This is a genomic window from Enterococcus sp. DIV0561, from assembly GCF_050539875.1.
Taxonomy (GTDB): domain Bacteria; phylum Bacillota; class Bacilli; order Lactobacillales; family Enterococcaceae; genus Enterococcus; species Enterococcus faecalis.
In genome coordinates, this window is the sequence record NZ_CP172927.1 from 1905225 (window position 1) to 1921175 (window position 15951).

Annotated in this window: 12 protein-coding genes; all 12 read right to left on the bottom strand. The window is 37.9% G+C overall.

What is annotated here, in order from left to right:
- Positions 1 to 67: 67 nt before the first annotated feature.
- The 12 genes from IGM13_RS09270 to IGM13_RS09325 all read right to left on the bottom strand — a co-directional run bounded on the left by IGM13_RS09270 (position 68) and on the right by IGM13_RS09325 (position 15947).
- A complete protein-coding gene (locus IGM13_RS09270) occupies positions 68 to 619 on the bottom strand; it encodes an ECF-type riboflavin transporter substrate-binding protein (protein WP_002356937.1) in 552 nt (183 codons plus the stop codon).
- A gap of 229 nt (positions 620 to 848) precedes the next feature.
- Positions 849 to 2204: a phosphoglucosamine mutase gene (gene glmM / locus IGM13_RS09275; RefSeq protein WP_002356936.1), complete on the bottom strand. Its 1356-nt coding sequence runs from the start codon at positions 2202 to 2204 to the stop codon at positions 849 to 851.
- Positions 2197 to 3360, bottom strand: coding sequence for a CdaR family protein (locus tag IGM13_RS09280; RefSeq protein ID WP_002374494.1), 1164 nt, complete (start codon positions 3358 to 3360; stop codon positions 2197 to 2199). Before IGM13_RS09280 ends, glmM begins: the two co-directional genes overlap by 8 nt.
- Positions 3357 to 4241 carry a diadenylate cyclase CdaA gene (gene cdaA / locus IGM13_RS09285; RefSeq protein WP_002389035.1) on the bottom strand — a complete coding sequence of 295 codons (885 nt, stop codon included), beginning with the start codon at positions 4239 to 4241 and terminating at the stop codon, positions 3357 to 3359. Before cdaA ends, IGM13_RS09280 begins: the two co-directional genes overlap by 4 nt.
- A 196-nt stretch (positions 4242 to 4437) precedes the next feature.
- Positions 4438 to 8169 carry a pyruvate:ferredoxin (flavodoxin) oxidoreductase gene (nifJ, locus tag IGM13_RS09290; protein ID WP_002419728.1) on the bottom strand — a complete coding sequence of 1244 codons (3732 nt, stop codon included), beginning with the start codon at positions 8167 to 8169 and terminating at the stop codon, positions 4438 to 4440.
- A gap of 257 nt (positions 8170 to 8426) precedes the next feature.
- Positions 8427 to 9767: a type I glutamate--ammonia ligase gene (glnA, locus tag IGM13_RS09295; RefSeq protein ID WP_002356929.1), complete on the bottom strand. Its 1341-nt coding sequence runs from the start codon at positions 9765 to 9767 to the stop codon at positions 8427 to 8429.
- A gap of 42 nt (positions 9768 to 9809) precedes the next feature.
- On the bottom strand, positions 9810 to 10193 hold the full coding sequence (locus IGM13_RS09300; protein WP_002388239.1) for a MerR family transcriptional regulator: 384 nt from the start codon (positions 10191 to 10193) through the stop codon (positions 9810 to 9812).
- A 202-nt stretch (positions 10194 to 10395) separates the two neighbouring features.
- A complete protein-coding gene (gene hflX, locus IGM13_RS09305; RefSeq protein WP_002419729.1) occupies positions 10396 to 11637 on the bottom strand; it encodes a GTPase HflX in 1242 nt (413 codons plus the stop codon).
- 3 nt (positions 11638 to 11640) lie between these two features.
- A complete protein-coding gene (gene miaA / locus IGM13_RS09310) occupies positions 11641 to 12570 on the bottom strand; it encodes a tRNA (adenosine(37)-N6)-dimethylallyltransferase MiaA (RefSeq protein WP_002419730.1) in 930 nt (309 codons plus the stop codon).
- Positions 12571 to 13317, bottom strand: coding sequence for a glycerophosphodiester phosphodiesterase (locus tag IGM13_RS09315; protein WP_010827565.1), 747 nt, complete (start codon positions 13315 to 13317; stop codon positions 12571 to 12573).
- A 156-nt stretch (positions 13318 to 13473) separates the two neighbouring features.
- Positions 13474 to 14433 (bottom strand): GDP-mannose 4,6-dehydratase, encoded by a 960-nt coding sequence (locus IGM13_RS09320; RefSeq protein WP_002419732.1) that lies wholly within the window; start codon positions 14431 to 14433, stop codon positions 13474 to 13476.
- A gap of 92 nt (positions 14434 to 14525) precedes the next feature.
- Positions 14526 to 15947, bottom strand: a complete 1422-nt coding sequence (locus IGM13_RS09325) for a lipopolysaccharide biosynthesis protein (RefSeq protein ID WP_002366935.1) — start codon at positions 15945 to 15947, stop codon at positions 14526 to 14528.
- Between the last annotated feature and the right edge of the window lie 4 nt (positions 15948 to 15951).

The following is a 15951-nucleotide window of genomic DNA, read 5'->3' on the forward strand; positions in this document are numbered from 1 at the left end:
GGTCTGAGCATTAGCAAAGTAATTACTAGGGCAGACCCTTAACCATTTAAATTATTTCGACAGTTTCTTAATCTTTTGATAAACTGCCTTTCTTTGTTCTTGTTGATGCATAAGCTTTCATCAACAATGTTCCAATAATCCCCACAGCGACAATATTTGAAACAGTCGCGAATACTCCTTGTGTAAACACTTTACTTGCGGGTTCACTATAAATCAAAATATCCAAGCTAGGCGCGATTAAGCCCCAAACGACGATATTGCCAAAGGCTTGGAAAATATTGAAACGCACCATGTCATTTGTTGTAAATTCACCATGTTGAAGATCCATTTTACGACCAGCGAAGCCAAAAATAATACCAATAATTCCTGAACAAATAATCCAGCTCCACCAAGCGCTACCATACGTGGTAAAATCTTTTAATGTGTGACCAATCAAACCAATTAGCCCTCCAGCTACTGGTCCAAAAACAACTGACATTAAAGCAAGAAATGGATACGACGTTTCTAAGTTCGTATTAGGAATCCCAGTTGGAATCACAACGAATCGACCTAAAATAACAAAAACTGCAGAGCCAATTCCAATTGCTACAATTGTCTTGACGGACATTTTTTCTTTCATTTCGCTCCTCCATTCTATAACTCCATTGATTTACAGCCGCTCCCTTCTTGATTTTATCGAATAAAAAAAGAAGATACACGGTGCATCTTACTTCTAAAATAGTACCCTTTTAACCGCTCTATGTCAATGATAGACGGAGCTTATTAGCTATTTTCTTTTTTTGATTTCCAACAAAGAAACCAGACACTTAACGCAAGCTAGCATTAAGTGTCTGGTTTCTAATTGGTTCTTATTCAACGCCGATTTCTGCACGTACTACTTCAGCAATTTTATCAACGTAATAATCAACTTTTTCTTGTGTTGGCGCTTCGGCCATCACACGTAACAATGGTTCTGTTCCAGAAGGACGAACTAAAATACGACCTTCGCCATTCATTTCTGCTTCTGCTTGTTCGACAACTGCTTTGATTGCTGGAACTTCCATTGCACCATTTTTATCTGTGACACGAATATTGACTAATTTTTGTGGATAAATCGTCACTTCATCCGCTAATTCAGATAATTTTTTGCCCGTTTGCTTCATAACATTCAACAATTGAATCCCTGAAAGCATGCCATCACCTGTTGTGTTGTAATCTAAAAAGATCATGTGACCAGATTGTTCGCCACCAAAATTGTAATCATTTTTACGCATTTCTTCTACAACATAGCGATCACCCACTTGCGTTACCACATCTTTTAAGCCAATTTCTTCTACAGCTTTATGGAAACCTAGATTACTCATCACCGTTGTAACGATTGTATCTTTTTTCAAACGTTTTTTCTCAGCTAAATACTTGGCACAAATATACATGATTTTATCACCATCGATAATTCGTCCTAATTCATCGACCGCAATAATTCTATCGCCGTCGCCATCGAAAGCCAAACCAGCATCTGCGCCTTTTTCAACAACCATTTCTGCCAAAGCTTCAGGATGAGTGGAACCCACACCATCATTGATATTCAATCCATTAGGACTTGTTCCCATTGTATAGAAATCTGTCTCTAAATCCGCGAAGACACGATTGACTGCTGTTGCGGTTGCTCCGTTGGCAGCATCTAAACAAACAGTCATATCTGCTAAATCGCCAGGAATACTTTGAACTAAAAATTGCGAATATTTTAGTAAGCCTTCTGGAAATTCATCTAACGAGCCTAAGCCTTCTGCAGAAGGTCTTGGTAAGGTGTCTTCTTCTGCGTCTAACAATGCTTCAATTTCTGCTTCTTGATCGTCTACTAATTTGAAGCCGTCTGCCCCAAAAAACTTAATCCCATTGTCTTCCGCAGGATTATGTGAAGCTGAAATCATTACGCCAGCGGATGCTTTTTGTAAACGAGTAAGATATGCTACACCAGGTGTTGAAATCACCCCTAATTGGAAAACTTCAATCCCGACTGATAATAACCCAGCAATCAATGCTTGTTCCAACATCTCACCTGAAATACGTGTATCGCGGCCTACGAGAACACGAGGTTTTCTTGAACTATCTTCATGTTGACTCAACACATAACCACCGTAACGCCCTAATTTAAAAGCTAATTCAGGTGTTAACTCCTTATTTGCAATTCCTCTTACACCATCTGTTCCAAAATATTTACCCATTTTGATTCTCCTTAGTCACTTGATTCTCTGTATTTTCAGTTGAACCAGCAGTTGTACTTTCTACTGTTGATCCCTCACTTGTTGTTTCAGAAGTATTTGATTCTACTTGACTGGATGTACTTGGTTGTACTGCTTGGCTACCTGAGCCAACCGTTGTTGAACTTGCAGGTTCCCCTGAAGTTTCATTTGTATTTGATGACTGTTGTTGATTGTACACGGGGCTTAAAGAAACGTCAACCTCATCTGGTGTAACTACGTATTCTCCATTAACGGGAATAGTCACTGATTGTTTTGTTTCTTTGCGAATATCAGAAATATCTACCGGTACTTCAATTGATTCTAGCGTATCTAAAATTGATTGCGGGCCACTGACTCTAACTTGGTACGTTGATAAACTATAATTGTAATGAGCGATCCCAGCAGGTGGCGTACCTGTCATACTAACATTCAGTGGTACATCTTTCGTTGGCGCAGTTAAGCCTACTGTTACTTTGACTTGTGGTGCTGGATTTTCGATACTTAGGACTTGACCTTTAGCATCTAGCGCTTGGACATTTACCGTTTGTTTAATCGTATCAATTGTTTGTTTGGCACTTGAGACTGGCGCAATCACTTTGTCAATTGCTTTTGCTGTTTCTTCTCCAGTTGTTACTTCTACAGTTTTTGGATCTACAGAAATATTTTTTACTTTGTACCCTTCTTTTTCAATGTTATCAGAAAGTTGTGCTTCTACATCGAATTTTTTTGTTACTCTCTTTTCAATCGTTACAGTCACTGTTTTCGGTTCAATTTCAGCTGTAACAGCTGAACTTAGTCCCCGAACTGTCAAAGGCACTTCCGAAGTTCCTAATGGCAATTTGGTTAAGTCTGCGACCACTTGGAAATTTCGTGTGTCAGCATTTGATTCCATGTTTAATTGAATGCGGTTCGCACTACGTAAATGAACATTTACACTCTCTTCAAATCCAGAGACATAATATTTGTCTTTATCGTATTGGACTTGGACCGGAATATTATTCAGTGTTTCACTATACGTTTGGCTTGAACCTGAATTGGAGGGATTATTGCCTGTTGCATTGGCATTAAAAAATAACAACAATGCAAACAGCAATGAAAGCAAACCATTAAACCAGCTTTTTTGGGAGGCTTTTCTCATTTGCGTTTAACCCCCTTTGTTACATCATCGATAAAATGCTGTAAAGCACTTTTTTTATCTTCTGATGATTCCGAAATTAACTCCTTACGCAAAATTGTTAAATACTCTTCTTGCGTTAGGCCAGGAATTAATTCATTGTTCAACGTCAAACTAACGTCACCAGTTTCTTCAGAAACAACAATCGTAATGGCGTCACTGACTTCACTGATACCGACTGCGGCTCTATGGCGCGTTCCAAATTCTTTTGGAATTAAATTGCTTTCTGATAGCGGTAAATACGCACTAGCAACAGCAATTTTTTCATTTTTGATAATCACTGCACCATCATGTAGTGGTGTATTTGGAATGAAAATATTAATCAGTAATTCACCAGTAATATCGGCATCCAAATCAATACCTGTCTCAATGTATTCATCTAAACCAGTATTGCGCTCAATGGTTATCAAAGCACCAATTTTCCGTTTTGACATGTACTGAATGGCTTTGTCAAAGGCCTGAATAATACGCTCATCTTCTTGTTGCGCACCTTTATTCGGGCGGAAAAACGAACTTCTCCCTAGATGTTCCAGCCCTCTTCGCACTTCTGGTTGAAAAATAACAACCGCGGCGATTACACCATACATGATGACTTGATTCATTAACCAAGATAATGTATGTAGACCAATTATCTCACTTAGAATGCGGATAATGATAAAAACAGCGACACCTTTTAATAGTTGAACTGCTTTTGTTCCACGAACAAGCATGATTAATTTGTAAACGAGGTACCATACGACTAGGATATCTATGATATTGATAACAAAATCCTTAGATAAGAAATCCGTTGAGATGACTTGCTGCCAATAATTCAAATCTAATAATTGATTCAATTGAAACGACATCATACCCCTCACTTCTCTCTCAAGATTTCCTAACAAGTATACCACATTATTTTCTTTCATCACAGAACGCAAGCGGAAACATCAAAAAAATTTAGGAACTTTTTCAAATAACTTGAAATTTTTCATCAAAAAATCGCATTTCTAACTAAAAAACGTGTCCAAGCAAAAAGCTCAGACACGTTTTTTTGACTTCTATTTAATCTTGCTCACGTTGTTTTCTCTTGGCTGCTCGTTCTGCGCGGCGGGCAGCCCTTCTTGCTTCCGCTTCCGGATCAACTACGCGTTCTTTTTTCACTCGTGGCTTCTCGTTCTCTGGCGCAGTTATTTCTGGTTCACTTTGTTTTTCAAGTTTTGCTCGAATTTTTTCTTCTTGACCAGCTAAACGAGCATAATTATAGAACCGTCTCTTAGCATCATTAATTGTTTTATTAAATAACAATTCCGCTGTATCTGGTTGACTAGATTCTAAGGATGCAAAGCGAACTTGTTGGCGCATAAACTCTTTCATTAATGAAAAATCTGGTTTTTTGAAATCCAATGTCATTGGTTCTTTGCCCTTTTCTCGCAATAATGGATTATAGCGATATAAAGACCAGTAACCTGAATGAACTGCGTCTTTCGCTTCTTTCAAGGTTTGACTCATCCCACCTGCTAAACCATGTGTAATACATGGTGTATAAGCAATAATAATCGATGGTCCAGGGAATTTTTCTGCTTCTTCAAAAGCTTTAATCGTCTGCATTTGGTTTGCACCTGAGGCAATTTGAGCGACATAGACATTTTCATAAGTCATTGCCATCATCCCTAAATCTTTTTTAGAGGCATACTTCCCACTGGCAGCAAATTTCGCAATCGCTGATGCAGGAGTTGCTTTGGAAGTTTGGCCACCTGTGTTGGAATAGACTTCATTATCTAGAACTAACATATTTACATCCGCGCCACTGGCTAACACGTGGTCAATCCCGCCGTAGCCAATATCGTAGGCCCAGCCGTCCCCACCAATCATCCACTGACTTGGTTTGACAAAAAGATCTTGATCGTCATAAATTGCTTCCAATAAAGGTTGATTCGTTTTTTCTTCAAGCAAAGCTGCACGTAATTTAGCTGCACGTTGTTGCGTACCTTCACTTTCGGACAGATGTGCTATCCAATCTTCCATCAATAGACGCAATGAGTCACTGGCTACAGAAAAAGCTTTGGTCATTTTACTAGCTAAACGTTCGCGACGCGCTTGCGTTGCTAACAACATGCCGTAACCAAACTCGGCATTATCCTCTAAAAGAGAATTTGACCAGGCTGGACCTTGTCCTTGTTCATTCGTAGTGTAAGGTGTCACACCCGCTGCAGCACCCCAAATCGATGAGCAACCTGTTGCATTAGCAATCAGCATTCGGTCACCAAACATTTGCGTCAATAATTTAACATAAGGCGTTTCGCCGCAACCAGAACAAGCACCAGAAAACTCTAATAAAGGTTTATTAAATTGCGAACCTAAAACAGTATTCGGTTTTGCTGGGTTTTCCTTTTGACGTAACGTCATAGCAAACGCCCAGTTCATAGCCTGCTCTTTTTCTTCTTCATAAGGTTTCATTACTAAAGCTTTGCCTTTAGCTGGACAGGCTTCAACACAAAGACCACAGCCAGTACAATCTTTGACTGAGACTTGGATACGATACTTCAAGCCGTCGGCACCACGTAGATCACGCACAATGAATCCTTCTGGAGCTTCAGTCATTTCTTCTTCATCGGCTAAGAATGGTCGTATCGCCGCATGGGGACATACAAAGGCACACTCATTACACATGGTACACCGATCGCTAATCCATTCAGGTACTTCTAATGCCACCCCACGTTTTTCAACTGCCGCAGTTCCCAAAGGCATCCGCCCATCTGTCATCCCATTTTTCGCTAGTGTCGCAACAGATAACGCATTGCCTTCTTGACGATTAATCGGTTCAACAATTTCATGAACAAAATCACTAACATTTTCTGAACGTTTTCGCGGTTGAACTTCAAGCGTTCTCCACTCTTCTGGAACAGGTACCTGATGCAACAATTCAACGGTCTTATCGATTGCTTGAATATTTTTTTCGACAACTTTCATGGACTTATGACCATAACTTTTCAGTGCTTCTTCTTTTAAAATTGGTAACACTTGCTCAAAAGGCATGATTTCCGCTAATTTGAAGAAAGCTGTTTCCATTGCGGTATTAATTCGCCCGCCTAGTCCGACTTCACTAGCTAATTTTACTGCATTGATTGTATAAAACTGAATCTCATTTTCAGCTAGATACCGTTTTAATTGATTTGGTAAAAATCGTGCTAGTTGTTCATCATTCCAAATGGTATTTAAGAGGAAAGTACCGCCTTTTTTTAACCCTTTTACTAAATCATAGGTATGCAAATAAGCGGCTGTATGACAGGCTACAAAATCAGAATGTTCAATGAGGTACGTTGAACGAATAGGCGTCTCGCCAAAACGTAAATGAGAAACGGTCAACCCGCCTGATTTTTTTGAATCATAATAGAAAAAGCCTTGCGCAAACTTGTCTGTATGATCACCGATAATCTTAATTGCTGACTTGTTCGCCCCTACTGTGCCATCAGAACCAAAGCCCCAAAATTTAGCTTGATAGGTTTTCGGATTCGTCAAATCAAGTGGTTTGCCAACTTCTAATGAAGTATAAGTTAAATCATCATCAATCCCAATTGTAAAACGCTTCTTCATGGCAGAACGTTCTTTCATTAATTCATCAAAAACCGCAACAATTTGATTTGGCAGTACATCTTTAGAACCTAAACCATAGCGCCCACCAATAATTGTTGGGCGAATGTCCGCTTCATACATCGCACTTTGGACATCCAATAATAACGGTTCGCCACCAGAACCGGGCTCTTTCGTCCGATCCAAAACAGCAATTGCTTTAACTGATTGTGGTATTTTTTCGAGAAATGTTTCAACTGGAAATGGTCGATAAAGATGGACATTAAGGAAGCCAACTTTTCTTCCCTTTTCTTGTAAATAATCAACAGTCTGTTCAATTGTTTGCGCAACTGAACCCATTGTAACGATCACTTCTTCTGCATCTTCTGCGCCATAATACGTCACCAAATCATAATTGGTTCCCCGTAACCGGTTTATTTCTGTCATATATTTTTGAACAATACCAGGTAATTTTTCATAATAAGGATTTATTGTTTCTCGTTGTTGAAAGTGAATATCTGGATTTTGGTTCATTCCACTAACGGAAGGGTGATTCGGGTTCATGCTTCGACGACGAAATTCGGCTAATTTCTCTTGATTTACTAAGGGTGCTAATTCTTCATAGTCAAGAACTGCCACTTTTTGAATTTCATGACTTGTTCTAAAGCCATCAAAAAAGTTCATAAATGGAACACTCGCTTCAATCGAAGCCAAGTGAGCCACTGGTGCCAAATCCATCACTTCTTGTACACTGCTTTCTGACAACATAGCAAAGCCTGTTTGGCGTGCGGCCATTACATCTCCTTGATCACCAAAAATATTTAAAGCATTCGTAGTTAAAGCTCGGCTCGCCACATGAAAAACAGATGGTAATAGTTCTCCAGCTATTTTGTACATATTAGGAATCATTAAAAGTAACCCTTGTGAAGCCGTATAGGTCGTGGTAAGCGCGCCTGTTTTTAAAGAGCCATGGACCACCCCGGCAGCACCAGCTTCCGATTGCATTTCGACTACTTTCACAGGTTGACCAAAGATATTTTTCTTACCTTCGGCCGACCACTGATCAACAAGCTCAGCCATTGTTGAACTTGGTGTTATTGGATAAATGGCTGCTAATTCTGTAAAGGCGTAGGAAATATAAGCTGCTGCAGCATTCCCATCCATTGTTTTCATTTTCCGCATGTTTTTCTCATCCTTTATATCTAAAAAATAGAATAGTTGCACGCATATTCTTGTTTATTATAGCGGAATTTCACAAATTATGAAAGATTTTGTCAATTTTTTTGCTTAAAAATAAAAGAGAAATTGAGAAAAAACCACTTTATCCCCTATAAACAAACTATTTCACTGAATTAAAATTACTTTATTTTGTGAAATAGAAATTATCTATTCGTTCACAAACTAAAGAATGAAAGAGGGAGATAAGCGTTTCGACTTATCTCCCTCTTTCTAAACATTAAGATTATTAAAAGTAACGGCTTTTAGTACAACTCCAAATATTGTTCTCTTTCCCATTCAGAAACGGTTTGACGGAAGGCTGCCCATTCCATTCGTTTTGCTTCTACAAAATTGGCAAAAATGTGACGACCTAATGCATCAATCATTACTTGATCTTTACGTAATTCTTTGATGGCATTGTGTAAGGTTGATGGCAAATCTTCAATTTGTGCATGTTGACGTTCTTCCTCATTCATCACATAAATGTTACGATCAACTGCTGGCGGTGGCGTAAGTTCATTACGAATACCATCCAAACCTGCTTGTAATAAGACAGCCATTGTTAAATACGGATTCGCTGAAGGATCGACAGAACGTAACTCTAAACGAGTCGATAAACCACGAGACTCAGGAACTCGAATGAGTGGTGAACGATTTCTGCCGCTCCAAGCTACATAAACAGGTGCTTCATAACCTGGTACCAAGCGTTTATAAGAGTTCACTGTTGGGTTACATACCGCAGTATAGGCACGGGCATGTTTTAATAAACCACCTAAGAAATGATACGCAGTTTGGCTTAAGCCCATCTCTCCTGACTCGTCATAAAAAACATTACCTTCTTCATTAAATAATGACATATTGCAGTGCATACCAGAACCATTAATTCCAAACAAAGGTTTTGGCATAAATGTTGCATGCAAGCCATGTTTGCGCGCAATAGTTTTCACAACTAATTTGAACGTTTGAATATTGTCGCAAGCATCAACTACATCAGCATATTTAAAGTCAATTTCATGTTGACCAGGTGCTACTTCATGATGCGAAGCTTCCACTTCAAAGCCTAAACTTTCTAACTCTAAAACAATATCACGGCGACAATTTTCACCTAAATCGGTTGGCGCAAAATCAAAATAGCCACCTTTATCATTCAAATCAGTGGTAATTTCACCATTCTCATCTAATTTAAATAGAAAAAATTCTGGTTCTGGTCCTAAGTTAAAAGAAGTAAAGCCTAATTCTTTCATATCTGCTAAGGCGCGTTTTAAATTACCGCGGGGATCTCCAGCAAAAGGGGTACCATCAGGATTGTAAATATCGCAAATTAAGCGCGCAACTTTTCCATGGTCGCTTTCCCACGGAAAAATCATCCATGTAGATAGATCAGGGTATAAATACATGTCACTTTCTTCGATACGAACGAATCCTTCAATGGATGACCCATCAAACATCATTTTATTATCTAATACTTTATCTAGCTGACTCACAGGAACTTCAACATTTTTAATTGTTCCCATAATGTCGGTAAACATTAGTCGTAAAAAACGTACGTTTTCTTCTTCTGCAATATGTTTAATCTCTTCTGCCGTTTTGGCTTTTCTTGTCATCGGTCTGATCCCCATCCTTCATTTTTATTGGCTGCTGAAACGTTAAAGCCTTGGTACATTCGATTGGAACGGATTTTGCTGAGTAAGTCCTCCTTGCGAAAGAATTTCGTCGTATAAAATCTGACGAACATCTGCATCAGTTAACGGACGAGTTGCCTCGGCGGTGTTTTTTTGTTCCTCTAATTTCATTTCATACACACGCTTAATCCCTGCCATGTTCAATCCATCAGATAAATAATCTTTAATTTCTAACAAAACATCAATATCATTTAAAGAATACATGCGTCGGTTGCCCTCACTACGTTCTGGATGAATCAATCCCTGTTCTTCATAGTAGCGAATTTGTCGAGCGGTCAAATCCGTTAGTTTCATAACTGTACCAATTGGAAAAACTGACATGGAACGGCGTAACTCTTTTTCTCTCATCTCCATCCTCCTCTCTTAGTTATTTCTTAGAATAACAATAGAATGACAAATTGTCAAGAACTTATGTTAGATTTTCTAACATAAAACAAAAAACCTGATAAATATGGACTTTTCCATCTTTTCACGGCTGATTTTCTACTACTAATCAAAAAAATAGAAATGATTTGTTTTTACAAATCATTTCTAATCAACTTACCATTTTTTATTCTTTTTCGGATTCAGCCAACCATTTAGACTCTTTTTTCGCAAATCCTTTCACGATATACCGATTTTCATTTTCAGCATATTCTTCTGAAAACATTAGTGTCATCCGGCGAAGTTCACTTAATAGTTGTCCATCAGTTGGGCTAATTTCTAATTGATAAGGCTCGAGTAATTCCATCATTTGGGCACGGATAGCTTGAACCAGTCGTTCTTTATCTTCAGAAATTTTAGTTGAGATCAATACATTGGGAAATAAGGTTGGGACAAATTCTTTACTGTCCACTTGATCTCTTTTATTATAAACCGTCAAGCACGGAATATTTTCCAACGCTAATTCTTTCATCAATGTTTGAACTGTGCGTTCATGTTGTAACCGATCTGGCGCACTTGCATCCACTACATGGAGCAGTAAATCCATCGTCCGACTTTCTTCCAATGTCGACTGAAAGGCTTCAATCAGTTGTGTTGGTAAATCTTGAATGAAGCCGACCGTATCTGTCAGAGTAACTTCCATGCCTTGAGGCAATTGCCATTTTTTGGTTAAAGGATCTAACGTTGCAAACAATTGATCCTCTGAATAAGTTCCTGCTGTTGTCAACATGTTGAGAATGGTTGATTTGCCAGCATTGGTATAACCAATCAAGCCAATTTGAAATAGTTCTGAATTTTGTCTTTTTTGGCGGCTTCGTTCACGATGAGCAGTGACTTCTTTTAACTCACGACGGATGCCTAAGATTTTATTCCGAATGTGTCGGCGGTCCGACTCTAATTTTGTTTCACCAGGCCCGCGTGTCCCAATACCTCCTCCAAGTCGGGACAACTGTTTTCCTTGACCAGCCAAGCGAGGCAATAAATAATCCAATTGTGCTAATTCAACTTGTAACTTTCCTTCTTTGGAGCGCGCACGCAAAGCAAAGATATCCAAAATTAATTGTACACGATCAATTACTCGTACAGCTAACGCTTCAGATAACAGTTGATTTTGACGCGGTGTGAGCTCATGATTAAAAATCACAAGATCCGCTTCATAGGCATCTGTTAATTGAATTAATTCTTCCAATTTCCCTTTACCGATTACGGTTTGTCGATCAACTTGTGGTCGTTTTTGCGTTAAAACAAACACCACTTCTCCATTAGCAGTTTCCGTTAAATTCGCCAGTTCTTCCATTGATGCAGAAAATGTCTGATAATTTTTTTCCGTCTCAACTCCTACTAAAATAACTTTTTCATGAGTGGTCATCGCCTACTCACTCTCCTTCTGTTGTAGCCATTCCGCTACTTCTTTTTCCAACTTGGGCAAATCTGTTGGCTGTTGAACCAAATCCCACCAATGCGCAGCCATTCGATTTCTAAACCAAGTCAATTGACGTTTGGCATATCGCCGTGATTGCTGTTTGACTGTTTCAACCGCCATCTCTAATGTTTGTTCACCGGAAAAATACGGAAAAAATTCTTTATAGCCAATGCCTTGAGCTGCTTGTGCATGTGGTTGCTGAAACATCTGTTTTGCTTCTTCCAACAGTCCTTTTGTCATCATTTGATCCACCCGCTGATTAATGCGCTCATACAATAAAGCGCGATCTGTTTCCAAACCTAATAAATAATAATCATAGAGACGAGCTGGTTTTTCCTTCGGGGTCAAAATACTATAACCGGTTTTATCAAAGACCTCTAACGCACGAATCACTTTTTTGCGATTATTAAAATGGATGCTGTTAGCCGCTAGAGGATCCTTTTGTTTTAATAACTGCCATAAGGCTTGATTCCCTTTTTCTTCCGCAAATAAATTGTACGTTTCTCTAATTTCAGGCGAGTCATCTATCTCACGACTTCCTAGTTGAAAATCATAAAGAAGTGATTGAATATACAAACCTGTTCCTCCAACGATAATTGGCAGTTTCCCTTTTTCAGTAATTTCTTTGATTTTTTGACGACCCTCTCTCTGAAAATCAGCAGCAGAATAAGTCTCGCTGACTTCACGGCAATCAATTAAATAGTGAGGAATCCCTTCTTTTTCTGTTTCTGTGACTTTAGCGGTGCCAATGTCTAACGAGCGATAAACTTGCATGGAGTCACCGCTAATAATTTCACCATTAAAATTTTTTGCTAAAGCAATACTTAATGCTGTTTTCCCCACCGCGGTGGGTCCTACAATAACTAATACTTTCTCCAATTATGTTTCTCCTTCTTCTTGCCAATTTTGACGAGCAAATTTTGCTTCTTCAGGAAAATCCGTATGAACACCCGCCAATTTTAGCTGAAAACAATTTTCCATTTCTTCCATCCGATTAACAGTCCATGGCCGCAGCGGTTTGCCAATTGTGATAAGTTCTTTTTTATGAGCCAACACCCATGACAATTTTGGATGTAAACTATCGACAAGAGCAAATGCCGGTCCCGCTTGACTTAAATCCTCTGCAGATTCATAAATAAAGGCAATTTCTGTCTTAGGATCAGCTTTTTTTAATTTAACTAAACTTGGAAAATAAAAACTGGAATATAAATAACGAAACGGCCAGTTTTTTTGATTCATTTGTTGGACGACTTTTTTCTCAATTCCTTCATAATGGATAATATCCGTTTTAAGTTCAATATTCAAAAAACCATTGAATTGTTCTTCTACAAGACAATTTAAAACATCTTCCAATGTTGGAACACATTGAACAGAAGGATTTTTCTGAAACCAGCTTCCAGCGTCTAGTTGTTTTAATTCGTTTAATGTTAACTGTTGGATTTCACCATGACCATCTGTCGTACGATCCACCGTTTCATCATGCATAACGATTAAATAACCATCTTTAGATAGGTGAACGTCTAATTCAATTCCTTCAGCACCAATACGAACAGCCTCTCTGAAAGCAATACACGTATTTTCAGGATGGGTGCCTTTACTTCCTCGATGTGCAATAATATCTGTCATGCTCTCACTCCAATCTTGTTTATTGTACCATTGGAGTGAGGTGGGTTCAAATATGGGAAAAACTAAAAGAAAGAGTAGGACATCAATCAAAGCGACTGATGTCCTACTCTTTAAGTCTTATAAACAATTTAGTCTCAAATCCGTCTTTTTATTCTCTTAATCTTTTAATTCATAATTAACGTATTTATCTAAACCAGATTGGATACTATATTTTGGTTCATATCCAATGGCACGTAATTTAGATATATCCGCTAAAGAATCTTTGATGTCCCCAGCTCGCGCTTCTTTGTATTCAACTGGCAAAGTGACTTTCATAATATCATTTAGAGAAGAAATTAACTCATTTAAATCGGTTGCTTTCCCTGTTCCGACATTATATACTTCCCCAAGTGATTGGTCAGAATGAGCGACAAGATTCAACGCTTGAACCACGTCCTCAACAAAGACAAAATCACGAGATTGTTTTCCATCACCAAAGATATTGAATGTCACTTCTTGATTGGCTAATAAGCGTTTGTAAGAGTCCATCACAATCGAAATAACGCCAGAATAAGGGGAATTAGGATTTTGGTTTGGCCCATAAACGTTAAAGAACCGAACAGCGCTTGTCGGAACATCATATAAATGACAATAGTTTAACACATATTTTTCAGAAGCAAATTTATCCACCGCATAAGGCGTTAATGGACGAATTACTGATTCTTCCTGTTTTGGTAAAGTTGGCTCATCGCCGTAAACTGCTGCAGAAGAAGCAAACACCAAACGTTTTAAATCTTTCTGGTATTTCCGAATTAATTCCAGTAATTGTAACACACTCTCAAAATTCACTTGGTGTGTTTCCACTGGACGTGCTACTGAGTCTGCTACACTAGCAATCGCTGCTAAGTGAAAAATGTAATCGAACTGATACTCTTGTAGTACTTTTTCCATTAATTGTTGATCAGTCACGCTACCTTCAATGAACGTGATGTTTTCAGATGCGTTTAAATTTTCAGTTTGGCCCATTGATAAATCATCAACGACCACAACTTGATTGTCTTTACTATAATAATTTGCTAAGGTTGAGCCGATAAAGCCGGCGCCGCCTGTGATTAAAAAGTTCCTCAAGTTTCCCACTCCAATTAAAATAATACATTAATTTTACCATTTTTAGGTGTCAAAGACTACAGTTTGTTTTTTTCAATAAAAAAGGAGAGAAAATAACTTTCTCAACCTTTTACTAAATATTTTAAATTCTTTGCGTTATTCACAAAACTCTTATGAATGAATAAGAAATAGATAATGTACACAATTCCATAAGAAATGAAACTATAAATACTACCGCCAAACCAAAGATTACTAAAGATAAACAATAATGTAACCAACGTTTCCAATACAGTACTATTACCTATTTTAACGTTCATATCTTTGCATAGAAAAATTTCCGCTAAATTACAACGAAATGCTAAACTTACTAATATCAACCCAACAGTTAAATTCAAGTTCCCAACAACGAAAATCACAAACAGCGACAGGATTAACGACAAGGCAAGTGTCAATACGTTAACAAATAAAATTGTTTTTTCTTTTCTCAACGTTTTTAAATACGTATTAATTAGTAAAGACATCCGACCTTCATAAATAACTATAGGAAATAGAATTCCCATAAATTTCAAACTCTCGCTATATTCGGGTAACCACATACCTAAAACAAATTTGACGGGTACATATAACAGCAGAATTGCATACGTCAACGGAACAAAAACACCTCTTAATGTGACAAATAAAGACGGCAATCGCTCTTTATTTGTCCGTCTTAACAACGGAAACATTACAATTCCAACAGCATTAATAAAAGTTAAAAACATATTTGATAAACTTAAAGTAAAGGACAATTTACCAAAGGTTTCGATAGTCCAACGCTGTTGAACAAAAAAGCGAATGGTTCCCATTATTAGCATACTTGCTATACTACTGAGCATTAGTTTACTACCTATGTTAATATTATCAACTATTTCAGGAGTAACTTCCTTCAAACTCATCATGTTCACACGCAACATGTCTTTAACTCTAAACATTCCCCAAACCGTAATAATCAGTTTAGAAAGTATATCCATAATGATTAGCCAATAAAAATCTCGTCCTCCTAATGCAAAGTAAATTGCAATGAACAGGACATATAAATAGCGATCATTTCTGGATAATTGAGCATATTCCTTAATACGATTTGTTGACTGAAAAACATACAGAATAAACGTTTTTGCAATTGTAATTACTGAAACAATGGCCGTCAATATCAAAATAATCCCTTGATATTCTTTCGGCATGAAAAAGTAAGCCCAAAGAATGACAAAAGCAGAAATACAACATTCAAAAATCGCTAAATACCAGAATTGAGAACCGAGATTTCTTTTATCTAAATTTTCGTATTCTTCTCCCCCGATTTTTAAATAGATACCATCAATCCAGCCTAAGTGGAGAAATCCAACATATGAAGAATAAAAAACATAAAGTTGCCAATAACTGTATTCTGTAACGCCTAGCAACTTAGGAACAAATAAATTTAAGAGAACCGAAATACCCAACGTTGCAAAATTTGCAGCCACAGTATAATAAAGGTTTTTAGCCACCATTTTTGCTTTTGAATTCATAGCA

Coding starts and splice junctions, on each gene's coding strand:
- cdaA (WP_002389035.1), bottom strand. CDS start 4,241: ATGTCGTTTCAATTGAATCAATTATTAGATTTGAATTATTGGCAGCAA.
- IGM13_RS09300 (WP_002388239.1), bottom strand. CDS start 10,193: ATGAGAGAAAAAGAGTTACGCCGTTCCATGTCAGTTTTTCCAATTGGT.
- glnA (WP_002356929.1), bottom strand. CDS start 9,767: ATGACAAGAAAAGCCAAAACGGCAGAAGAGATTAAACATATTGCAGAA.
- glmM (WP_002356936.1), bottom strand. CDS start 2,204: ATGGGTAAATATTTTGGAACAGATGGTGTAAGAGGAATTGCAAATAAG.
- hflX (WP_002419729.1), bottom strand. CDS start 11,637: ATGACCACTCATGAAAAAGTTATTTTAGTAGGAGTTGAGACGGAAAAA.
- IGM13_RS09315 (WP_010827565.1), bottom strand. CDS start 13,317: ATGACAGATATTATTGCACATCGAGGAAGTAAAGGCACCCATCCTGAA.
- IGM13_RS09325 (WP_002366935.1), bottom strand. CDS start 15,947: ATGAATTCAAAAGCAAAAATGGTGGCTAAAAACCTTTATTATACTGTG.
- IGM13_RS09270 (WP_002356937.1), bottom strand. CDS start 619: ATGAAAGAAAAAATGTCCGTCAAGACAATTGTAGCAATTGGAATTGGC.
- IGM13_RS09280 (WP_002374494.1), bottom strand. CDS start 3,360: ATGAGAAAAGCCTCCCAAAAAAGCTGGTTTAATGGTTTGCTTTCATTG.